General features: G+C 70.3%; 19 protein-coding genes. 9 read left to right on the top strand and 10 right to left on the bottom strand.

The annotated features are described in order from the left end of the window. Positions 1 to 44: 44 nt before the first annotated feature. The 3 genes from HEP74_RS01040 to HEP74_RS01030 all read left to right on the top strand — a co-directional run bounded on the left by HEP74_RS01040 (position 45) and on the right by HEP74_RS01030 (position 1,397). Positions 45 to 236 (top strand): hypothetical protein, encoded by a 192-nt coding sequence (locus HEP74_RS01040; RefSeq protein WP_185814809.1) that lies wholly within the window; start codon positions 45 to 47, stop codon positions 234 to 236. 226 nt (positions 237 to 462) lie between these two features. After that, entirely contained in the window at positions 463 to 756 is a 294-nt protein-coding gene (locus HEP74_RS01035) for a DUF2388 domain-containing protein (RefSeq protein ID WP_185814808.1), read from the top strand. A 221-nt stretch (positions 757 to 977) separates the two neighbouring features. Then, the gene (locus tag HEP74_RS01030) at positions 978 to 1,397 is read left to right on the top strand and encodes a BA14K family protein (protein ID WP_185814807.1); all 420 of its coding nucleotides are present in this window, start codon (positions 978 to 980) and stop codon (positions 1,395 to 1,397) included. Positions 1,398 to 1,583: 186 nt separating this feature from the next. Here the strand turns inward: HEP74_RS01030 and HEP74_RS01025 are convergent, their stop codons facing one another. The 4 genes from HEP74_RS01025 to HEP74_RS01010 form a co-directional block, all read right to left on the bottom strand. After that, a complete protein-coding gene (locus HEP74_RS01025) occupies positions 1,584 to 2,036 on the bottom strand; it encodes a hypothetical protein (RefSeq protein WP_185814806.1) in 453 nt (150 codons plus the stop codon). A gap of 127 nt (positions 2,037 to 2,163) precedes the next feature. Continuing rightward, positions 2,164 to 2,826 carry a PAQR family membrane homeostasis protein TrhA gene (gene trhA / locus HEP74_RS01020; protein ID WP_185814805.1) on the bottom strand — a complete coding sequence of 221 codons (663 nt, stop codon included), beginning with the start codon at positions 2,824 to 2,826 and terminating at the stop codon, positions 2,164 to 2,166. A 150-nt stretch (positions 2,827 to 2,976) separates the two neighbouring features. After that, a complete protein-coding gene (locus HEP74_RS01015) occupies positions 2,977 to 3,267 on the bottom strand; it encodes a HigA family addiction module antitoxin (protein WP_185814804.1) in 291 nt (96 codons plus the stop codon). Positions 3,268 to 3,281: 14 nt separating this feature from the next. Further along, positions 3,282 to 3,563 (bottom strand): type II toxin-antitoxin system RelE/ParE family toxin, encoded by a 282-nt coding sequence (locus tag HEP74_RS01010; protein WP_185814803.1) that lies wholly within the window; start codon positions 3,561 to 3,563, stop codon positions 3,282 to 3,284. Positions 3,564 to 3,733: 170 nt separating this feature from the next. Here HEP74_RS01010 and HEP74_RS01005 point away from each other — a divergent pair, with 170 nt between their 5' ends. The 3 genes from HEP74_RS01005 (at position 3,734) to HEP74_RS21810 (ending at position 7,690) form a co-directional block, all read left to right on the top strand. Then, the gene (locus tag HEP74_RS01005; RefSeq protein ID WP_185814802.1) at positions 3,734 to 6,232 is read left to right on the top strand and encodes a DEAD/DEAH box helicase; all 2,499 of its coding nucleotides are present in this window, start codon (positions 3,734 to 3,736) and stop codon (positions 6,230 to 6,232) included. Between the two features lie 112 nt (positions 6,233 to 6,344). Then, positions 6,345 to 6,578, top strand: coding sequence for a hypothetical protein (locus tag HEP74_RS01000; RefSeq protein WP_185814801.1), 234 nt, complete (start codon positions 6,345 to 6,347; stop codon positions 6,576 to 6,578). Then, complete coding sequence (locus tag HEP74_RS21810; RefSeq protein WP_255427839.1) at positions 6,575 to 7,690, top strand: ribonuclease H-like domain-containing protein; 1,116 nt, start codon at positions 6,575 to 6,577, stop codon at positions 7,688 to 7,690. Before HEP74_RS01000 ends, HEP74_RS21810 begins: the two co-directional genes overlap by 4 nt. A gap of 220 nt (positions 7,691 to 7,910) precedes the next feature. On the opposite strand, the gene HEP74_RS00990 is transcribed toward HEP74_RS21810, so the two are convergent. From HEP74_RS00990 to HEP74_RS00970, 5 genes are all read right to left on the bottom strand, one after another. Next, entirely contained in the window at positions 7,911 to 9,023 is a 1,113-nt protein-coding gene (locus HEP74_RS00990) for a saccharopine dehydrogenase family protein (protein ID WP_185814800.1), read from the bottom strand. A 67-nt stretch (positions 9,024 to 9,090) separates the two neighbouring features. Continuing rightward, on the bottom strand, positions 9,091 to 10,950 hold the full coding sequence (locus HEP74_RS00985; protein WP_185814799.1) for a M56 family metallopeptidase: 1,860 nt from the start codon (positions 10,948 to 10,950) through the stop codon (positions 9,091 to 9,093). A gap of 3 nt (positions 10,951 to 10,953) precedes the next feature. Next, positions 10,954 to 11,340, bottom strand: a complete 387-nt coding sequence (locus HEP74_RS00980; RefSeq protein ID WP_053836589.1) for a BlaI/MecI/CopY family transcriptional regulator — start codon at positions 11,338 to 11,340, stop codon at positions 10,954 to 10,956. 332 nt (positions 11,341 to 11,672) lie between these two features. Beyond that, entirely contained in the window at positions 11,673 to 12,713 is a 1,041-nt protein-coding gene (locus HEP74_RS00975) for an SDR family oxidoreductase (protein WP_255427838.1), read from the bottom strand. A gap of 85 nt (positions 12,714 to 12,798) precedes the next feature. Continuing rightward, positions 12,799 to 13,032, bottom strand: coding sequence for a metallothionein (locus HEP74_RS00970; RefSeq protein WP_185814797.1), 234 nt, complete (start codon positions 13,030 to 13,032; stop codon positions 12,799 to 12,801). A 138-nt stretch (positions 13,033 to 13,170) separates the two neighbouring features. On the opposite strand from HEP74_RS00970, the gene HEP74_RS00965 reads away from it, so the two are divergent. Beyond that, on the top strand, positions 13,171 to 13,539 hold the full coding sequence (locus tag HEP74_RS00965) for a hypothetical protein (RefSeq protein ID WP_185814796.1): 369 nt from the start codon (positions 13,171 to 13,173) through the stop codon (positions 13,537 to 13,539). A gap of 96 nt (positions 13,540 to 13,635) precedes the next feature. Here the strand turns inward: HEP74_RS00965 and HEP74_RS00960 are convergent, their stop codons facing one another. Beyond that, positions 13,636 to 14,850, bottom strand: a complete 1,215-nt coding sequence (locus tag HEP74_RS00960) for a DNA topoisomerase IB (protein ID WP_255427837.1) — start codon at positions 14,848 to 14,850, stop codon at positions 13,636 to 13,638. A 152-nt stretch (positions 14,851 to 15,002) separates the two neighbouring features. On the opposite strand from HEP74_RS00960, the gene HEP74_RS00955 reads away from it, so the two are divergent. Together HEP74_RS00955 and gltB are read left to right on the top strand one after the other, a co-directional pair. Further along, on the top strand, positions 15,003 to 15,398 hold the full coding sequence (locus HEP74_RS00955; RefSeq protein WP_255427836.1) for an I78 family peptidase inhibitor: 396 nt from the start codon (positions 15,003 to 15,005) through the stop codon (positions 15,396 to 15,398). Between the two features lie 205 nt (positions 15,399 to 15,603). Next, on the top strand, positions 15,604 to 20,061 hold the full coding sequence (gene gltB, locus HEP74_RS00950; RefSeq protein ID WP_185814795.1) for a glutamate synthase large subunit: 4,458 nt from the start codon (positions 15,604 to 15,606) through the stop codon (positions 20,059 to 20,061). Positions 20,062 to 20,076: the final 15 nt, after the last annotated feature.

Raw genomic sequence — 20,076 nt, 5'->3', positions numbered from 1 at the left:
CATTCCCCCCAGCGCTTTTTTGCCACCCCCGCCAGGCCTCCCCCATGAAGCCGCACCATCCCACTCCTTCCGCCTCCTCGCCCGCATTGCGTCCAGGCGAGCAGGCGCTGTTCGACCTTCCGGAGATCCCGTCGGCGCGCGTGCGCCCGGCAGCCGGCTGGATGAGCCGGCGCCTGCACACGATCGCCGCGATGCTGTCGCGCAGTCGCTCGGACCGTTGCGGTCGGCGCGATTGAACGCGCCGGCGTCGGTAGCGGGCGCATGCGTCCGCGCACGCGAGCGACGCCACCGCAGCATCGGCAGCGCGGGCCAGCGCCGGCAGTGCGGCGCGCATCGGTTCGCTGCAGCGCGCAGCGCCATTCGACGCGATGATGCAGTCGCTGCGGCAATCTGCAGCAGCGATAGCCGAACGTCCGGCGCCGAGCGCCGGCAACACGCTGCACCCACCCTGGAGCGATATCCATGAACAAGATCACCTTGGCCGGCGCGTTGCTGGCGAGCCTGTCACTGCCGATGCTGGCCCAGGCCTCCAGCTTCGCCGGCAGCTCCGCCGGCGCGTCCTCGGCCGGCAGCAGCAGTTCCGGCGACGACAAAGTGGTGCTGCAGGCGCGCGACGATGCCGCCAGCTTCGTCGCCAGCGACGGCCGCATCCGCGGCGCGCAACTGGAATCGGCGCTGCGCGCGCTGCGCGAACGCGACCCGGGCGCGCGCCGGGCCAGCGACCTGCAACTGGCCCAGGCCATCCTCGCCCGCTGACACCTGGCTGGCGACTGCGGTCCGGCGGCAACTCCATCCGGCATCCCGGTCCCCATTCGACACTGGCTACCCGCCAGCCACGCTCCATTCGCTCATCGCCCACGTTCGCCAGACGGCCGGCCCGCCTGCACGGACGGCCGGCATCACGGCGTCACCGTACCGGTGCGCGTAGCGTCAGCGCCGGATCGCACGCAGTGCGTTACCCGCCCATGGAGAATCGAATGAACAAGATGCTTGGCGTTGTGCTCGCTTGCGCCCTGGCCGCCGGCCTTCCTGCCGTTGCAGGCGCGGACCAGGTCCCGCCCCAGGACCGCCACGACGACGGCCGGCGCCACGACGACCCGCCGCGGCCGGGCCAACTGGGCACGGATCGCCGCGACGAAGCGCGGCACGACAACGGCCATGACGATCGGCCCGGCGACCACCGCGACGACCACCGCAGGGACGACCGCCCGGACGACAAGCGCTATGGGCGTTGGGATCCCAAGTGGGGCCCGCGTCCGGGCAACCCGCCCGCGCACCGCGCGCGGCACGACGATTGGTATCGCCACGTGCGCACCTGCCAGCAGCGCTACCGCAGCTACGACGCGCGCACCGACACCTTCGTCCATCGCGGCCGCCGCCTGCGCTGCTCGCTGTAAGCGGCGAGCGCCTGCCCGCGTTTTGCGCAAGCCGCGCAGAACGTGGGGCAGGCTTCTCGATGCCGGGTGAGCGCGACACGCGCGGGCCTGGTCGAAGACCGAAGTGCTGCAGCGCAATCTTCTACGGGATGAGCGACCCCACCCGGCGAGCGGCTGGGACCGCTGGCTGCATCAGTTGGGACACACTCACTGCTGCCCAGCGCAGTCCGCATTCTGCGCGTCGCAGATCTCTGCGGCGCGGCGGATCTGCGCATCGCTCAACGGCGGCGGGCGGGCGACCGCCGCCTGGACCTGGTCCGGCGCGCCGGTGAGGGTGTGCAGGCCCTTGGCGACCTTGCCGGCGACGTAATAGACGCCGAGCGCGATGTAGCCGCCGCCCTGGCTGACCTGCTCCACCGAGGGCGGTGGCCGCCAATCCTTGTCGAAGCGGTTGGGTTGGGCGCTGACCGGATTCTTGAAGCGATACAGGTCCAGCGGCTGCTCCACGTCCGGCGGCAGCGCGCGCACTTCGTCGAGGGTCTGGATGTCCTGCTGCGGCGGGCTGGCCGCGGCGGGCGCGGGGTCGGCCTGCTGGGCATGCGCCTGCGCGACCGCGCCAAGCAGCGCGGCGGCAACGACGAAACGCGCGGCATTGCACATCGAGATCGATCCTTTTCCATGCATCGCCCTGGCAACTGCCGAGCTTACGGTCGGCGGCTGAACGTCGCCATTGCCGCGGCGATGGGAGGACGCATGCCGCCGCCGGCGCTCGCCCTTGCGCGCCGGTTCAGGCCGTCTGCAACGGCTGCAGGCACAACCAGATGGCGCACCAGTGCGACAGCGCGCCGCCCAGCACGTGCGCGTGCCAGATGGCGCGGTTGTAGACCATCGACTTGCGCACGTAGAAGCCCACGCCCACCGTGTAGAACATGCCGCCGGCGGCGATGAACCACAGCACGGCGCTGTCCAGGCTGGCCATGAGCGGCTTGATCGCGACGATGCCGGCCCAGCCCAGCAGCAGGTAGATCGCCACCCAGAAACCCTTGCTGATGCCGGGCAGGAACAGTTTGGCGAACACGCCGAACAGCGCCACGCCCCACACCGCCAGGGTCATCGACCAGACCCAGGCGCCGGACAGCGCCAGCACGAACAGCGGCGTGTAGGAGCCGGCGATCATCACGAAGATGCCGGCGTGGTCGAGCTTGCGCAGGATCGGCTGGCGCTGCGGCGTGGCGAAGTTGTAGGCCGCCGAGCAAGCGAACATCACCAGCATCCCCAGTGCGTAGACGCAGGTGGCCAGGAGCAGCGCGTGGTTGGCGTGGGGGCGCCAGATCAGCATGGCGCCGCCGACGATGGACAGCAGCAGGCCGGCGGCGTGCACGATCAGGTCGGCGCGGCGGGCACCGGTGGTTTTGTAATGGGCGGCGGGAGCGGGGGCAGGCACGGACAAGGCGAGTCTTCGGCGCACGTCGGGGGACGGCGCCGCTGCGCGAGGGGGGAGCACAGGATACGCGCTGGCCGCGACGATCAGTCGGCTTTCTCGGCCGCCGGCCGCTACCGCTGTCCGGCGCGGCGGCAACGGCTGCGTGCATGGCGGCGGCTACGCCGCGATGCGTTCGATCTTGCGCGCTTGCGCACCCAGCGCGCGCCGCGCCTGTTCCAGGTCGTAGTCGGCCTGCAGGCCGAGCCAGAAGCGCTCGCTGGTCCCGAGCGCGGCCGCCAACCGGATCGCACTGTCGGCACTGACGCTGCGCTTGCCCAGCACGATCTCGTTGATGCGGCGCGGCGGCACGCCGGCGGCGCGCGCCAGTGCGTTCTGGCTGATGCCCAGCGGAGTCAGGAATTCCTCCAGCAGGACTTCGCCGGGGTGGATGTTGGGCAGGGTCTTCATGGCGGCTCGATGGGTCAGTGGTAGTCGACGATTTCCACGTCCAGCGCATCGCCGTCCTTCCATTGGAAGCACACGCGCCATTGATCGTTGATCCGGATGCTGCACTGACCCTTACGGTTTCCCTTCAAAGCCTCCAGAAGGTTGGCCGGCGGAACACGCAGATCGTCCAGCGTGGCCGCGCTGTTGAGCATGCGCAGCTTGCGCCGCGCCACGGCCTGGATGTCGGCCGGCAATCGCCGGGAAGGCGTGCCCTGCCAGATCTTTTCGGCTTCCTTGTCGACAAAGTTCCGGATCACGCAGCAACCATAACGCAGCTCGTCATATGACGCAACCCGTCATGGAGATCCTGCGCGCCCTTCGCTGCGCTGGCTGAATCTGCTCAGCCAGCGGCCCTCGCCCGGTTGGCTGCTGTCTCATACCCTGAGACGCTGTTCCGCTTCCCTGTCCCGCTTTGAGAGCCGTCCCGATGCCCGCCCACGCCCTAGCCCGCCGCACCGAGGACGCCGAGCGCGCCCTGTCCACCACCGGCGGCGAGCCCTCCCGCGACGGTGCGCTGCTGACCGAGCGGCTGGAGCGGCGCTACCACGACCGCATCACCGGCAGCTTCATGATCCCCGGGCGCGAAGGCCGCTATGCGCCGATCCCAAACGATGTACCGGCGGCGCTGGTCGCGGCGCTGAAGGCGCGCGGCATCGAGCAGTTGTACAGCCACCAGGCCGAGGCCTGGGACGCGGCGCAGCGCGGCGAACACGTGGCCATCGTCACTCCCACCGCCTCGGGCAAGTCGCTGTGCTACACGCTGCCGGTGGTGGCCGCGGCGATGACCGCGCAGGCCAAGGCGCTGTACCTGTTCCCGACCAAGGCGCTGGCGCAGGACCAGGTGGCCGAGCTGCTGGAGCTCAACCGCGCCGGCGAGCTGGGAGTGAAGGCCTTCACCTTCGACGGCGACACCCCGGGCGATGCGCGCCAGGCGATCCGCTTGCATGGCGACATCGTAGTCAGCAACCCGGACATGCTGCACCAGGCGATCCTGCCGCATCACACCAAGTGGGCGCAGTTCTTCGAGAACCTGCGCTACGTGGTGATCGACGAGATCCATACCTACCGCGGCGTGTTCGGCAGCCACGTCACCAACGTGCTGCGCCGGCTCAAGCGCATCTGCGCGTTCTACGGGGTGAACCCGCAGTTCATCCTGTGCTCGGCCACCATCGGCAATCCGCGCGCGCACGCCGAGGCGCTGATCGAGCAGCGCGTGCATGCGATCACCGAGTCCGGCGCGCCGTCCGGCGACAAGCACGTGCTGCTGTGGAACCCGCCGGTGGTCAACGCCGACCTGGGCCTGCGCGCGTCGGCGCGCTCGCAGAGCAATCGCATTGCGCGCATCGCGATCAAGAGCGGACTGAAGACCCTGGTGTTCGCACAGACCCGGCTGATGGTGGAAGTGCTGACCAAGTACCTGAAGGACATCTTCGACCACGACCCGCGCAAGCCGCCGCGCATCCGCGCCTACCGCGGCGGCTACCTGCCCACCGAACGCCGCGAGGCCGAGCGCGCAATGCGCGCCGGCAGCATCGACGGCATCGTCTCCACTTCGGCGCTGGAACTGGGCGTGGACATCGGCTCGCTGGACGTAGTGGTGCTCAACGGCTACCCCGGCAGCGTGGCCGCGACCTGGCAGCGCTTCGGCCGCGCCGGGCGCCGCCAGCAGCCGTCGCTGGGCGTATTGGTGGCCAGCTCGCAGCCGCTGGACCAGTACGTGGTGCGGCATCCGGACTTCTTCGCCGACGCATCGCCCGAACACGCGCGCATCGCCCCGGACCAGCCGCTGATCCTGTTCGACCACATCCGCTGCGCCGCGTTCGAACTGACCTTCGTCGCCGGCGAGGCGTTTGGCCCGGTCGATCCGGCGGTGTTCCTGGAAGCGCTGGCCGAAAGCGAGGTGGTGCATCAGGAAGGCGACCGCTGGGAGTGGATCGCCGACAGCTATCCGGCCAACGCGGTGAGCCTGCGCTCGGTGGCCGACGGCAATTTCGTGGTGGTGGACAAGACCGACGGCAAGCAGCAGATCATCGCTGAAGTGGACTATTCCGCCGCCGCGCTCACGCTGTACGAAGGCGCGATCCACATGGTGCAGAGCACCCCGTACCAGGTGGAGAAACTGGACTGGGAAGGGCGCAAGGCCTACGTCACCCGCACCCACGTGGACTACTACACCGACAGCATCGACTTCACCAAGCTCAAGGTGCTGGACCGCTTCGACGGCGGCACAGCCGGGCGCGGCGACAGCCACCACGGCGAGGTGCACGTGGTGCGGCGCGTGGCCGGCTACAAGAAGATCCGCTACTACACCCACGAGAACATCGGCTACGGCCCGGTCACCCTGCCCGACCAGGAACTGCATACCACCGCGGTGTGGTGGCAGCTGCCGCAGGCCACGCTGCTGAAGGCGTTCGCGGCCAAGCAGGACGCGCTGGACGGCTTCCTCGGCGCGGCCTACGCGCTGCACGTGGTGGCGACGGTGGCGGTGATGGCCGACGCGCGCGACCTGCAGAAAGCGGTGGGCGACGGCGACGGCGCCTGGTTCGCGATGGCCGACGCCAAGGGCCGCGGCCAGCTGCGCGGCGGCGACAACGGCGAGCCGGTCGGCGTGGAGCTGCAGCAGTTCGTGCCCACCGTGTACCTGTACGACAACTTCCCCGGCGGCGTGGGCCTGAGCGAACCCCTGTGGCAGCGCCAGGCCGAGCTGGTGCAGCGCGCACGCGAACTGGTGCAGCGCTGCGACTGCGTGGCCGGCTGCCCGGCCTGCGTCGGCCCGGTGCTGGCCGCACAGGAAGACAGCGCGACCACACCGAAGGCGCTGGCGCTGCAGGTGCTGCGCCTGTTGCTGGACGGTGGCGCGGCGCTGGACGAGGAAACCACCACGATCGACAGCGAACTGGATGCACTGCCGGAGTGGAGCGCATGAGCGTCGGCCCAGAGCGGGCGCGGGCGTTGCGCCTGTTGCCGCAAGGCATGGTGCTGGATGGCGCGTCGAGCGCAGTCGACGTCGATCTCCACACGCTGACGGAGCGGAGCGCATGAGTGTCGTCGGCTTCGGACATCCGTGCAGGTTGCGTTTGCTGGCGGAACGATCGGCGCGCGACAACATCGAACCGATTCACCGATCCCACCGTGTTGCCAGGGTCGCGCATATGAGCGGTAGCCTGGAACGTCGGTGCGGATCGCGTTTTCTGCTGGAAGGGGGAGTGTTGGACGACGCATCGATCGCGGTCCATGCCGGTCCCGCAGCCTTGCCGGTGTCGCACGCATGAGCATCAGCCTCGAACGCCTGCGCGCGCTGCGTAAGCAGGCCGGCGATGCGAGTGTGGACGCGCCGCGTCCGTCGACGCCGGGCGTGCGGCCAAACAGCCCTGCCGGCGCCGTAGATGCCAAAGCGTCGGCACCGGCGCCTGCAAGGGCAGCCGCGTCCGCCAGCGAGTCCACGCTGCTGCGCAAGCCACCGCGCGATACCGATGCGGCGCCCGCCCCACCTACGTCACCCACGCCGTTGCCTGCGCGCAGCGGCGACACCGCCGTCGCCGTGGCGCCGCCGATCGCGATCGAACCGTTCGACCGGCGTGGCGCCGACGTCGCCTCGCTGCGGCGCCTGCTCGGCATGCGCGAGCGCGCGGTGGCGCCGGCCGCCGCGGCGCGCAAGCCGCAGGCGGCCGACCGCCACCTGCCCGGGGTGGAAATCGCGCCCGGCCTGCACCTGATCGAAGCATTCCTGCCGCAGCCGATCCCCGCCGCCGCGCTGTCGCTGGCCTTCGCCCGCCGCGAGGACGCGGTTCAGCCATCGGACCTGCTGTTCTTCGACACCGAGACCACCGGTCTGGCCGGCGGCACCGGCACCCGCGCCTTCATGATCGGTGCGGCCGACTGGTACCTGCATCCGGTCGAAGGTCCGGGCCTGCGCATCCGCCAGCTGATGATGGCCACGATGGGCGCGGAAAAGGCCATGCTCGAAGCGTTCCGCGCGTGGCTGGCACCGACCACCGTGCTGTCCAGCTACAACGGCCGCTGCTACGACGCACCGCTGCTCAAGACCCGCTACCGGCTGGCGCGCTGCGCCGATCCGCTGTCGGCGCTGGACCACGTGGACCTGCTGCATCCCACCCGCCGCCGTTACCGCGGCACCTGGGAGAACTGCAAGCTGTCCACGATCGAACGCCAGCTGCTGCGTATCGTGCGCGAGGACGACCTGCCCGGCTCCGAAGCGCCGGCCGCATGGCTGAGCTATTTGCGTGGCGGCAGCGCGCGCAACCTGCGCCGCGTCGCCGCGCACAACCACCAGGACGTGGTGACGCTGGCGCTGCTGCTGCAACGCCTGGTCGACGCCGAGGCCGAAGAGCGCGAGGTCGTGCCGTTCGTGGAAGCGCCGTAACGCCGCGCTTTAGCCCCTCTCCCACCGGGAGAGGGGTTGGGGTGAGGGTACGGCCCAGGCGCGGTGCTCGATTGGATGCACGAGGCTGCGCCCGTACCCTCATCCGGCGCTTCGCGCCACCTTCCCCCGAAAAGGGGGCCATGGTCGCGGTGGGAGAAGGGAATAGCCGCACTGTGTTGTAGCCCCACCTCTCAACGCTGATGGATTCCCGACAACAGCCCTAAACCTCCCGCACCTCCGTCTCGATCCGCCAGGCCGCGAACTCGCCTTCGAACTCGGCCAAACTCAGCAGACCCATGCACGCATGCGCGCCCACCGGCAGCGGCGCGCCGCTGGCCAGCTTGCGTACCAGCAGGATCGCGGCCAGGCAGGGAATCTCCGGGCCATGCAGGGTCGGTGCGGTCAGTTCCCAGCACAGCGCGTGCGGGCGACCATCGCGCAGTCCACGCAACTGCACCGACATGCCGCCCAGGTCGCTACCGAAGCGATCGAACCAGCGCCCGGCGCGCGCGAACACCGCCGCCAGCGAGCGCATCGGCAGCGGCACGCCGAGTCCGCGCAGGCGCGCGAGCGCGGCCAGGCAGCGCTGCAGGAACGGCAGTTCCAGCGCCGCGCGGAAGCGCACGTTGCGCACGCCGGGATAGCGCGCCACCAGCAAGTCGTGATCGGGCACGTCGCAGGGCGCAGCCAGACGCGGCGCGAGCCGCGCGAACGTCACCGGCTGCGGTGCGGCCCAGCCCTGCGTGCGCTGCCAGCGCCCATCGCGCCACCAGTCGAAGGGCAGGCCGCAATACGACAGCACTGCGCGCACCGTGGCCATGCCCAACGGCGTGGCCTGCGCCGGCGCGATGACCAGGTCGATGTCGTGCAATTGCGAGAAGCGCGGGCGCAAGGCATCGACCACCGCGCTGGACAACGCCGGCAGCGTGCTGGCGCCGCTGATCGCGGTGCGCCCGGCCTGCCGCGCCAGCGCGTCCAGCGCGGCGGGAAAGTCGCGCACGAACGCGCGGCCGTCGGCCAGGTCGATGTAGTGCATGCCGGCCTGCAGGCAGGCATGCGCGACCGCGTAGTCCTGGCCCTGGAACGGCCCAGCGGTGTGCACCACGATGTCCGCGCCGGTAGCGGCCAGCTGCGCCGGAAAATCCGCCGCCGCAGTGTCCAGGCGGCACACAGCGACGCCGCCCAGGTCCGCGCCGGCGAGATTGGTGGCGGCAGCGCCAGGATGGCGTCCGGCCGCGATCACCTGCAGCGTCGGCGTCGCCGCCAGCGCGCGCACGATCCGCGCGCCGAAATGGCCGTAGCCGCCCAGCACCACCACCTTGCAAACAGCCATTGCCCTTGCCCCCTCCTGTCGGCGTCCGCGGCGATTATCCGCGCGGGCGCCGCCTGCGGGGCATTGCTCAGCCGTCGATCGGCGTGGCCAGCCCTTGCGCGATGGCCTCGCGGATCAGCTGCTCGGCCTGCTGCCGCGCGCGCACGCTGGCATCGGCCTGCTGCTTGCCCAGCCGGGACTGTTGCAGGCCGAGTTGCGCCTGTTGCCTGGCCAGCTCCTGGATCTTCTTGCCCAGGTCCTGCCGGCGCAATTGCTCGGTCGCCCGCTGCGCCGCCATGCGCTCGATCTGCGCCTGGCTGGCGGTGCCACGGCTTGCGGCGACCGCCGTCTCGGCCTGGCGCGCGGCGCTCTCGGCCATCTGCGCGCTCAGTTCCCCCATGCGTTCGCCCAGGTCGCCCTGGCGCTCGCCGAGATCGCCTTGCTGGTCGCCCAGTTCGGCCTGCGCATCGGCCAGCTCCAGGGTCTGCGCGTGCAGTTCCTGGAAGCGCGCCAGCGCCGCCGGATCGCGGACCACGTAACGATGGCCAGCATGGCGCAACCACAGGATCTCGCCATCGTTGCCGGCCAGGCGACGCGCTTCGCGCAGGTCGTCCAGCGAGGCGTCCATCAGATTGTGTCCGTCCTGCACCAACACGTAGGCGTCCTGCTCGTTGTGCGGCGAGAGCGAAATGCGGCCTTGGGTAAGCAGCGGCGCATCGGTTTCCGGCGGCGCAGCGGGTGGGGTCGGAGGCACCGGCGCCGTCGGCGGTTCCGGGGGGCTTGCCGGCGATGCGGGTGCGGGCCGTGCCAGCACGCTGGCCACGATCGAGGTCGTCTGCGCCGCAGGCGCGGCAGCGGCGGGTGTGGCCGGTGCAACCGGCGCGGTGGCCGGCGCAGCCACCGCTGCCGCGTTCGCCGGTGCCGGCTTGGCCACCAGGCGCAACGGCATCACTCCGGCCAGCGCGATCGCGGCGGTGATCAACCCGGCGCCCAGGCGCGAAAAGGAGGCGGTGCTCTGCAGCATCAACAGCCGCCGCTTCAGGCTGACGAAGCTGGGCGAGGCGCTGGCCACGCCGGCCGCCGGCCGCGGCGCCACGCCCAACTGCACCAGCAGCCGAGCGTAGTTGTGCCGGCAGTGCCGGTGCCCGGCGACCACCGCCGCGTCGCAGGCCGCTTCGCGGGCCAGTGCGTATTCGCGCACCGCCAGGTGCACCAGCGGATGGAAGAAGAACAGGTTCTGCGCCAGCGCCGGCAACAGGCCCCACCACAGGTCGCGGCGCTGCAGATGCACCAGTTCGTGGGTCAATGCCATATCCAGATCGTCGGCGTGCATCGCCGGCAGGCGCCGCGCCGGCAGCAGCAGCACCGGCCGCCACGGGCCGATCAGCTGCGGCGAATCGATCTGCGCGGACAGCCGCAGCTGCGGCGGCTGGCGCAGGCCATGCGCTTCGGCGGCCAGGCGCAAGGCGCCGAGCAAGGCGGCATCGGTGCACGGCGTGCTGGCGCGCACCAGGCGCCGGCTGGTGCGGTAGGCATGGCCGCTGCGCAGCGCGCCGAGCAGCACGCCTGCCACCCACAGCGCGACCAGCGCCTGCGCCCAGGACAGCGGCGCGGCAGCAGCGGCCTGCGGCGTGGCAGCACGCGGCGATGCGGCAGTCGCAGCGCCCGCATCCTGCAGCGATGCGGCAGGCAATGCGGTCGCGGCAACGGCGGTCTGTGCCGGCGCAGCGGGCAACACCGGCAGGTGCAGCGCACCGGCCCACAGCAGGCCGAGCACGGTCTGCGCGCCGACCAGCCACCACAGCCGGCAGCGCGTGGCCGCCGGCAATGCCGGCAGCCAGCGGCACAGCGCCCAGATCGCCGCGACCAGGATCGCCGCCTGCACGCTGGTCGCCAGCAGCCGCGACAGCAGGGTCTCGAACAACGTCGTGCCGAAGATCGTGTCCATGCCTCAGTCCTCCCGCCGCTGCGATTGCAGTTTGGCGACCAATGCCTCGAGTTCGGCCAGTTCGTCGTCGCTGACCTCGGCGCGCTGCGACATCCACGCCACGAACGGCGACACCGAGCCTTGCAGTGTCTTCTCGACGAAGCTGCCGACCGCGCTGCGCACCACGTCGTCCTGGCCGCTGGTGGCGGCGTAGCGGTACACGCCCTGCACTTGGCGCCGGCGCAGATAGGCCTTGGCGCGCAGCCGCTCCATCATCGTCAGCACGGTGGAGCGGGCCAGCCCGCGGGTCTCGCCGAAACCGGCGGCGACCTCGCCGACGCTGGCCTCGCCCTGTTCGCCAATGTATTGCAGCAGGGCCAGCTCCTGGTCCCCGATCGATTTGCGTCGCATCCGCCCGCCCTATTGACTACACGTGTCGCCAACGTACCGGTGGCGACACGTGTAGTCAATAGGCCGTCGGTCATTGGCTACGCTGTAAGAGAAGTGCGGCGCCCGCGGCGGAAGCCGTGGCTCCACAGGTGCGCCGCTTACTCAAGATCGAGGCAGAGCCTGCCGTTGCAGTTGGGGCGATGAAGCGGTCAGCGCACCATATCCGGCATGCGGCGCCCAGTCGCGAATCTCCATTGCGACAAGCGTGGCTTCGCCAGCGCCACCGTTCGGAGCGTTTCGCTATCGGCACAGCCGGAACCTACTGCCCCCCCACTTTCTGTGCAGACCGCGCCTCAGCCCTGCGGCCCGCCCATCACCGGCAGGATCGCGCCGCTGATGTAGCTGGCGGTGATCGGCGAGGCCAGGAACACGTAGGCCGGCGACAGTTCCTCCGGCTGCGCCGGGCGGCCCATCGCGCTGCTCTTGCCGAACTCGGCGACGTCCTCGGCGGATTTGTCGGCCGGGTTCAGTGGGGTCCACACCGGCCCCGGCGCGACCGCGTTGACGCGGATCCCGCGCGGCTGCAGCTGGCTGGCCAGGGCCATGGTGAAGGCGTGGATCGCGCCCTTGGTGGCCGAGTAGTCGAGCAGCGACTTGCTGCCGAACAGGCCGGTCTCCGAGCCGCTGTTGATGATCGCCGCACCGCGCTTGAGATGCGGCAAGGCCGCGCGCGCCATGTGGAAGTAGCCACCGATGTTGGTCTGCAGGGTTTCCTGCAGGTGTTCCTCGCTGAGGTCTTCCAGGGCGTGGCAGTGCAACTGGAAGGCGGCGTTGTTGACCAGCACGTCGAGTCCGCCGAAGGCGCGCACGGTCTGCGCCACCGCGTCTTCGCAGAACTGGGGATCCTTCACGTCGCCGGCGATGGTCAGGCAGCGCCGGCCTTCCTTCTCCACATGCGCGCGGGTCAGCTGCGCGTCCTCGTGCTCGTCCAGGTACAGCACCGCCACGTCGGCGCCTTCGCGCGCGAACAGCACCGCCACCGCGCGGCCGATGCCCGAGTCGGCGCCGGTGACGATCGCGCTCATGCCGCGCAGCTTGCCGCTGCCGACGTACTCGGGCGCCTCGAAGCGCGGTTGCAGCGCCAGGTCCTGCTCCTTGCCAGGTTTACGCAAGTGCTGCCTGGGCATCTTCTCCGGCTGCTTGCGTACCCCGGCCTGGGTCGGCGCGGACTTCTTGGCCTTGGCTTTCGACTGCGCCTCGTCGGCATCGGTCGCGCGCTGCAGGACGCGCTGTTGGCGTGCGGTCTTGGCGGCTGCCGAGCTGGATCGGGACGACGCCGGCTTGGAGGAAGCGGTCTTGGTGGATGCGGCAGGACGCTTGTTGCTGGAAGCCATCGGCATTGCTCCGGAATACGGGACGCGGCGCTGCAGGACGCCGCATCGGGAAATGGACAGACGTGGGCGATCGGGCGCGAGCGCGCTAGGCGCGGTCGGCGACGCCTTCGACGCCGGCATGCTGGGCGCAATGCGCACAGCAGAACATGCGGCCGCCGGCTTCCACGCCGTGGCCGACGATGCGGCAGTCGCAGTGGCTGCAGTGCGGGGCGAAGGCGTGGATCGCGCATTCGAACGAATCGAAGGTGCCGCTGCGGGCGCCCTGGGTCAGGGTAAAGGCCTTGTCGTAGTCGTTGCCGCAGACATCGCAGGTGGCCATGGTCAGGCTCCGGTTGGCTGGGAAGCCACAGTCTGGCCAAGCCCGCGGCCACGTCGGGTGAAGCCGGCCGCCGATCTCTTCATGCAGCGCAAACATCCGCCGCGACACGCTCGCGCTATCCGCACAAGGAACCCGTCCATGATCCGCCACCCGCTCGCCCTCGCCGTTTCCCTCGCCGTTTCCCTCGCCGCCAGCCTGCTGCTCGGCGCCTGCAGCACCACCCAGGTCGCCGAGGTGCAGCCGATCGACGGCGTCATCTCCGGCCAGTGCCACATCGACAAGGTCCGCGGCGCGGCGGGCCTGGCCGCTGCGCAGACCACCGTCGAACGCGCCCGCGTCGACAGCGACAGCCTGAAGGTGCAGGTGGTGAACAGCAGCGTCGGCCACAGCGGCGCCACCTCCAGCGGCGTGGACAGCGCGTCGCGCGGTGCCGGCGAAAGCGGCGGCGATCGCCTGACCATCGAGGTCGGCCCGTACAACAACATCACCACGCTATATTGCGGTTGATGGCGCGCGCCGCAGGTTGAGCGTAAGGACGCGGCGCGGTCTTGCCGCGACCGCGTCGCGACGTGCGCTGATGGTGCAACCGCGCCAGTGCTCCGATCAGGCGCGGCCGCGTGAGCGCGTAGCGTTCCCGGCCGCAACACTGCTGCCTGCCCGACGCGGCACCGTGGACTTCGTCGGCTTGACACCGGCCGCCTTGGATCCGGTCTTCTTGGCCCCCGAGGCCTTGGCCGCCTTGCGGGTCGCGGCGCGCGCCCGCGCCAGGTACTTCAGCGTGGCCAGGTCCCACTGCCGCTCGCCGCGCACGCGCTCGCACAGGCCGTGCAATTCGCCGCCGCGCCAGCCGTCGAACACGCACGGGTCGATGTAGGCCTTGCGGCACACCGCCGGGGTATTGCCCAGCGCGTCGGCCACCTCGCGGATCACCGCGTTCTGCGCCAGCTTCAGCGCGCGCTCGCTGCTGGGGTCGGGCAAGGGCAGCTGCGCCAGCCGCTGCAGCGCGGCGCGGGTGCCACCCCAGGTGCGGAAGTCCTTGGCGGTGAAGCTTTCGCCCATCGCCTCGCGCAGGTAGTCGTTGACCTCGCCCGAATCCACCGGCTGCAGCTGGCCGTCGTCGTCGCGGTACTGGAACAGCGCCTGCCCGGGCAATTGCTGGCAGCCGCGGATCAGCTTGACCAGGCGCGCGTCGTCGACCTCGATGTCGTGCTCCTGCCCGCCCTTGCCGCGGAACTTCAGCCGCGCGCGGCCACCCTTGACGAACTCCAGGTGCCGGTTGCGCAGCGTGGTCAGCCCGTAGGAACGGTTGCTGCGCGCGTATTCGGCGTTGCCGACGCGGACCAGAGTCTCGGCCATCAGCGCCACCACCATCGCCAGCACCTTGTCGCGCGGGTAGCCGGGCAGCGCCAGGTCGCGGCGCAGGCGCAGGCGCAGCCGCGGCAAGGCCTGGCCGAAGGCCATGATCCGTTCGAACTTGCCGTCGCCTCGCACCTGCGCCCAGTCGGCGTGGTAGCGGTACTGCTTGCGCCGCCGCGCATCGCGGCCGGTGGCCTGCACGTGGCCGTTGGGCTTGGTGCAGATCCACACCTCGGTGTAGGCCGGCGGGATCGCCAGCTGGCGGATGCGTTGCAGGGTCTGCGCATCGCGCACCGGGCGGCCGTCCGGCAGCCGATAGCTGAAGCCCTTGCCGGCGCGGCGGCGGACGATGCCAGGCGCTTCGTCGCTGACATAGACCAAACCGGCGCTGCTGGCGGCCTGCCTGGCCTGCAGCGCGCGGGCCGCCTCGGTGGCGGCGGTGGTGCGGGACGCGTTGGACATCGGGACGCCAGCAGTTGGGGAGCCCGGATTGTCGGCAGCGCGCCGCCTAGGCCGCGTCAACAGCGGACCGGTTAACGTGCGGCGAACGCGACTTGTCCGATTCTTCTGCACGTATGCTGGACCTGTCTTCCCTCCACCCACCAGGAGCCTCGATGAGCACTTTCCTTTCTTCTCGTGCGTCCGCGCGTGCCGGCCTGTTCGGCACGGCGTGCCTGGCGCTGGCATTGGCCGCGTGTACCGCGCCGCCGCCGGACGAGCAGGAACAAGTGGGGGCCAAGGCCCAGGCCGCCGCGCAGCAGGCCGCCGCGCCGGATCCGGCCAGCGCCCCGCAGCCGCCGCCGGTGGGCACCTGCGACGCCTCGCAGGCGCAGGGCCTGGTCGGCCAGGCCGCCGAACAGGCCTTGCTGGACCAGGCGCGCAGCGACACCGGCGCCAAGAGCGTGCGCGTGCTCAAGCCGAACCAGGCGGTGACCATGGAGTTCGACGGCGAACGGCTCAACATCGAGGTCGATGCCAAGAACCTGATCACCGGCGTGCGCTGCGGCTGAGGCCCGTGCGGCGGTACCTGCAGGCGCCGCGCATGGTTGCGACGGCAAGGCGGTCGCCGCCACTACGGTTGCAGCTGCAACCGTGTATTGCGGCACCGCACCAACATGTGCTTTAGTCGATGTTCCGGTGACCTCAAGATGCGCTCCAGGATAGAGCGGGGGCGAGTGTCGCCGCGTTCCTTCGGATCGCTTTTCAGAGGCAGACATGGCCCCCCGCAACCGCCACGGGCTCTACGACCCCCAAGATGAGCGCGATGCCTGTGGTTTCGGCATGGTCGCGCAACTCGATGACCAACCCTCGCGGGCCTTGGTGGATACCGCCATTGCCGCGCTGTCGCGGATGACCCACCGTGGCGGCGTCGCCGCCGACGGCCTGACCGGCGACGGCTGCGGCCTGCTGATCCGCAAACCCGATGCGTTCCTGCGCGCGCTGGCGCGCGACGCCGGCATCGCGGTCGGCGCGCGCTTCGCCGCCGGCCAGGTGTTCATGCCGCGCGACGACGCGGATGGCGCCGCACGCTGCCGCCAGGTGCTGGAAGAGGAACTGCTCCGCGCCGGCACCCAGCCACGCGGCTGGCGGGTTACTCCCACCGACGATTCGGTGTGCGGGCAGCTGGCCAAGGACACCTTGCCCCACATCGAGCAGGTGTTCGTCGATGCCGGCGCCGAACACAGCGAGGACGGCTTCGCCCTGGCCCTGTTCCTGGCGCGCCGCCGCGCCGAGCAGCGCCTGCGCGACGTCGCCGACTTCTACGTCACCACGCTCTCGCCCAACGGCATCAGCTACAAGGGCATGGTGCTGCCGGACAAGCTCAGCACCTTCTACCCGGACCTGCAGCGCAGCGACCTGGCCTCCAGCGCCATCGTGTTCCATCAGCGCTTCTCGACCAACACGCTGCCGCGCTGGCCGCTGGCGCACCCGTTCCGGCTGCTCGCGCACAACGGCGAGATCAACACCATCGAGGGCAACCGGCACTGGGCGCAGGCGCGCAGCAAGGTGTGGAAGACCCCGCGCTTCGACATCGCCGAGTTCGACCCGGTGATCTCGATGCACGGCTCCGATTCGCAGAGCCTGGACAACATGCTCGAGCTGCTGGTCGCCGGCGGCATGGACCTGCTGCAGGCGCTGCGCATCCTGGTGCCGCCGGCGACCCAGTCGCTGGAGTTCAAGGACGCCGACCTGGCCGCGTTCTACGAGTTCTACGGGCTCAACACCGAGCCGTGGGACGGCCCGGCCGGCATCGTCGCCTGCGACGGCCGCTACGCGGCGTGCATGCTCGACCGCAACGGCCTGCGCCCGGCGCGCTGGATGCTGACCTCCGACCGCCATTTCCTGGTCGCCTCCGAAGCCGGCGTGTGGGAACTGCCGGCCGAGCGCGTGACCCGCAAGGGCAAGCTCGGCCCGGGCGAGATGATGGCCATCGACCTCAAGCGCGGCGACCTGCTCGACTCGGACGCGATCGACCGCATCAACCGCGGCCGCGCCCCGTACAAGCAGTGGCTGCAGCAGGGCGTGACCTACCTGCAGACCGAGCTGATCGACCCCTCGCTGGTCGAGGAGCCGTTCGACGAGAGCACCCTGCGCAGCTACCACAAGCTGTTCCAGCTCAGCACCGAGGAAGTGGAGCAGGTGCTGCGGCCGCTGGCCGAGACCGAGCAGGAAGCCACCGGCTCGATGGGCGACGACACCCCGATGGCGGTGCTCAGCCGCCACACCCGGCCGCTGTACGACTACTTCCGCCAGGCGTTCGCGCAGGTCACCAACCCGCCGATCGATCCGCTGCGGGAAGACTGCGTGATGTCGCTGACCACCCAGCTCGGCAAGGAGACCAACATCTTCCATGCCGGCCCGGAGACGGTGAACCACGTCATCCTCAATTCGCCGGTGCTCAGCCAGCGCAAGCTGCGCCAGCTGCTGAAGATGGAGCAGTACCAGACCCGCAACGCGCAGATCGACCTGTCCTACAGCGTCGAGGAAGGCCTCAAGGCCGGCCTGGAACGGATCTGCGCGCAGGCCGAGCAGGCGGTGCGCGACGGCAAGGTCATGCTGCTGCTGACCGACCGCTACCCGGTGCCGGAACGGCCGATGGCGCATGCGCTGCTGGCCACCGGCGCGGTGCACCACCATCTGTCGCGCGCCGGCCTGCGCTGCGACGCCAACCTGATCATCGAGACCGGCACCGCGCGCGATCCGCACCACATGGCCTGCCTGCTCGGTTTCGGCGCCACCGCGGTGTATCCGTACCTGGCCTACCAGACCCTGTTCGACCTGGGCCGGCGCGGCATCCTGCTGCTGAAGAAGGGCGGCGAACAGGCGCAGATCGGCCGCAAGTACCGCAAGGGCATCTACAAGGGCCTGTCCAAGATCATCTCCAAGATGGGCATCTGCACCATCGCCAGCTACCGCGGCGCGCAGCTGTTCGAGATCGTCGGGCTGGATCCGGACGTGGTGCAGCTGTGCTTCCCGGACACCGCCTCGCGCATCGGCGGGGTCAACCTGGCGCGGCTGGACACCGAGGCGCGGCAGCTGACCGCGCGCGCCTGGAACGACCTGCTCAAGCCGGAAGTGGGCGGGCTGCTGAAGTACGTGCACGGCGGCGAGTACCACATGTACAACCCGGACGTGGTCATGACCCTGCAGCGCGCCACGCGCAGCGGCGAGCAGGCCGACTGGGCCGCATACGCCGACGCGGTGCACTCGCGTCCGCCGTCGGCGTTGCGCGACCTGCTGCAGCTCAAGCGCGCCGAGGTGCCGACCCCGCTGGACGAAGTCGCCCCGGCCGCCGACCTGCTGCGCCGCTTCGACACCGCCGCGATCAGCCTGGGCGCGCTGTCGCCCGAGGCGCACGAGGCGCTGGCGATCGCGATGAACCGCCTCGGCGGACGCAGCAACTCCGGCGAAGGCGGCGAAGACCCGGCGCGCTACGGCACCGAGAAGCGCTCCAAGATCAAGCAGGTGGCCTCCGGCCGCTTCGGCGTCACCCCCGAGTACCTGGTCAACGCCGAAGTGCTGCAGATCAAGGTCGCGCAGGGCGCCAAGCCCGGCGAAGGCGGCCAGCTGCCCGGGCACAAGGTCAACGAACTGATCGCGCGGCTGCGCTACGCCAAGCCGGGCATCGGCCTGATCTCGCCGCCGCCGCACCACGACATCTATTCGATCGAGGACCTGGCGCAGCTGATCTACGACCTCAAGCAGGTCAATCCGACCGCATTGGTGTCGGTGAAACTGGTCAGCCATGCCGGCGTGGGCACCATCGCCGCCGGCGTGGTCAAGGCCGGCGCCGACCTGATCACCGTGTCCGGCCACGACGGCGGCACCGGCGCCAGCCCGGTCAGTTCGATCCGCTATGCCGGCGTGCCGTGGGAACTGGGCCTGGCCGAGTCGCACCAGGCGCTGGTCGCCAACAACCTGCGCGACCGCACCATCCTGCAGACCGACGGCGGGCTGAAGACCGGCCTGGACGTGATCAAGGCCGCGATCCTGGGCGCCGACAGCTTCGGCTTCGGCACCGGCCCGATGATCGTGCTCGGCTGCAAGTACCTGCGCATCTGCCACCTCAACAACTGCGCCACCGGCGTGGCCACGCAGGACGAACGGCTGCGCGCCAACTACTTCACCGGCCTGCCCGAGCGCGTGGAGAACTTCTTCAAGCTGCTGTCCGAAGAAGTGCGGCAGTGGCTGTCGTACCTGGGCGCGCGCTCGCTGGACGAGATCATCGGCCGCACCGAGCTGCTGCAGCAGCTGGACGTGTCGCCGCGCGAAGGCGTGCGGGTGGACCTGTCGCGGCTGCTCAAGGACGTGCGCTACGACGGCGGCCACTGCGCCGCGCAGCGCCTGTACGAATCGCCGGACAGCCTGGCCACGCAGATGGACGGCCTGCTCGCCGATGCGATCGCCAACAAGACCGGCGGCGACCATCGCTTCCTGATCCACAACACCGACCGCTCGATCGGCGCGCGCCTGTCCGGCGCCATCGCCCGCGTGCACGGCAACCACGGCATGGACGACGCGCCGCTGACCCTGCGCTTCCGCGGCTCGGCCGGGCAGAGCTTCGGCGCGTTCAACGCCGGCGGCCTGCAGCTGGAGCTGGAAGGCGAGGCCAACGACTACGTCGGCAAGGGCATGGCCGGCGGCCGCCTGGTGGTGCGTCCGCCGCGCGGCGCGCGCTTCGAGGCGCGCAGTACCGCGATCATCGGCAACACCTGCCTGTACGGCGCCACCGGCGGCGAGCTGTACGCCGCCGGCCGCGCCGGCGAGCGCTTCGGCGTGCGCAATTCCGGCGCGCTGGCGGTGATCGAAGGCGCCGGCGACCACTGCTGCGAATACATGACCGACGGCATCGTGCTGGTGCTGGGCAAGGTCGGGCTGAACTTCGGCGCCGGCTTTACCGGCGGCCTGGCCTACGTGCTCGACGTGGACCGCGATTTCGTCGACCGCTACAACCACGAGCTGATCGACATCCATCGCATCTCCGCCGAAGGCTTCGAGAGCCACCGCCAGCACCTGCACAAGCTGATCAGCCGCCACCGCGAACTGACCGGCAGCATCTGGGCGCAGCAGATCCTCGACGAATTCCGCGACTACGTCGGCAAGTTCTGGCTGGTCAAGCCGAAGGCGGCGAGTATCGAGTCGTTGACCGAGTCGTTGCGGCGAGCTGCTTGATCGATGTATCCCCTC

It is taken from the genome of Xanthomonas sp. SS, from assembly GCF_014236835.1.
Taxonomy (GTDB): domain Bacteria; phylum Pseudomonadota; class Gammaproteobacteria; order Xanthomonadales; family Xanthomonadaceae; genus Xanthomonas_A.
The sequence above is the reverse complement of the archived record's forward strand: the minus strand, read 5'-3'. Positions and strand labels throughout refer to the sequence as shown.

Bases quoted from the DNA above. Each gene is read 5' to 3' on its own strand.
- HEP74_RS00980 (WP_053836589.1), bottom strand. From the start codon at position 11,340: ATGCGACGCAAATCGATCGGGGACCAGGAGCTGGCCCTGCTGCAATAC.
- HEP74_RS00985 (WP_185814799.1), bottom strand. From the start codon at position 10,950: ATGGACACGATCTTCGGCACGACGTTGTTCGAGACCCTGCTGTCGCGG.
- HEP74_RS01035 (WP_185814808.1), top strand. From the start codon at position 463: ATGAACAAGATCACCTTGGCCGGCGCGTTGCTGGCGAGCCTGTCACTG.
- HEP74_RS00970 (WP_185814797.1), bottom strand. From the start codon at position 13,032: ATGGCCACCTGCGATGTCTGCGGCAACGACTACGACAAGGCCTTTACC.
- HEP74_RS01005 (WP_185814802.1), top strand. From the start codon at position 3,734: ATGCCCGCCCACGCCCTAGCCCGCCGCACCGAGGACGCCGAGCGCGCC.
- HEP74_RS00975 (WP_255427838.1), bottom strand. From the start codon at position 12,713: ATGGCTTCCAGCAACAAGCGTCCTGCCGCATCCACCAAGACCGCTTCC.
- HEP74_RS00990 (WP_185814800.1), bottom strand. From the start codon at position 9,023: ATGGCTGTTTGCAAGGTGGTGGTGCTGGGCGGCTACGGCCATTTCGGC.
- HEP74_RS01030 (WP_185814807.1), top strand. From the start codon at position 978: ATGAACAAGATGCTTGGCGTTGTGCTCGCTTGCGCCCTGGCCGCCGGC.
- HEP74_RS00955 (WP_255427836.1), top strand. From the start codon at position 15,003: ATGAGCACTTTCCTTTCTTCTCGTGCGTCCGCGCGTGCCGGCCTGTTC.
- HEP74_RS01015 (WP_185814804.1), bottom strand. From the start codon at position 3,267: ATGAAGACCCTGCCCAACATCCACCCCGGCGAAGTCCTGCTGGAGGAA.
- HEP74_RS21810 (WP_255427839.1), top strand. From the start codon at position 6,575: ATGAGCATCAGCCTCGAACGCCTGCGCGCGCTGCGTAAGCAGGCCGGC.
- HEP74_RS00965 (WP_185814796.1), top strand. From the start codon at position 13,171: ATGATCCGCCACCCGCTCGCCCTCGCCGTTTCCCTCGCCGTTTCCCTC.
- gltB (WP_185814795.1), top strand. From the start codon at position 15,604: ATGGCCCCCCGCAACCGCCACGGGCTCTACGACCCCCAAGATGAGCGC.
- HEP74_RS00960 (WP_255427837.1), bottom strand. From the start codon at position 14,850: ATGTCCAACGCGTCCCGCACCACCGCCGCCACCGAGGCGGCCCGCGCG.
- HEP74_RS01000 (WP_185814801.1), top strand. From the start codon at position 6,345: ATGAGTGTCGTCGGCTTCGGACATCCGTGCAGGTTGCGTTTGCTGGCG.
- HEP74_RS01040 (WP_185814809.1), top strand. From the start codon at position 45: ATGAAGCCGCACCATCCCACTCCTTCCGCCTCCTCGCCCGCATTGCGT.
- HEP74_RS01025 (WP_185814806.1), bottom strand. From the start codon at position 2,036: ATGTGCAATGCCGCGCGTTTCGTCGTTGCCGCCGCGCTGCTTGGCGCG.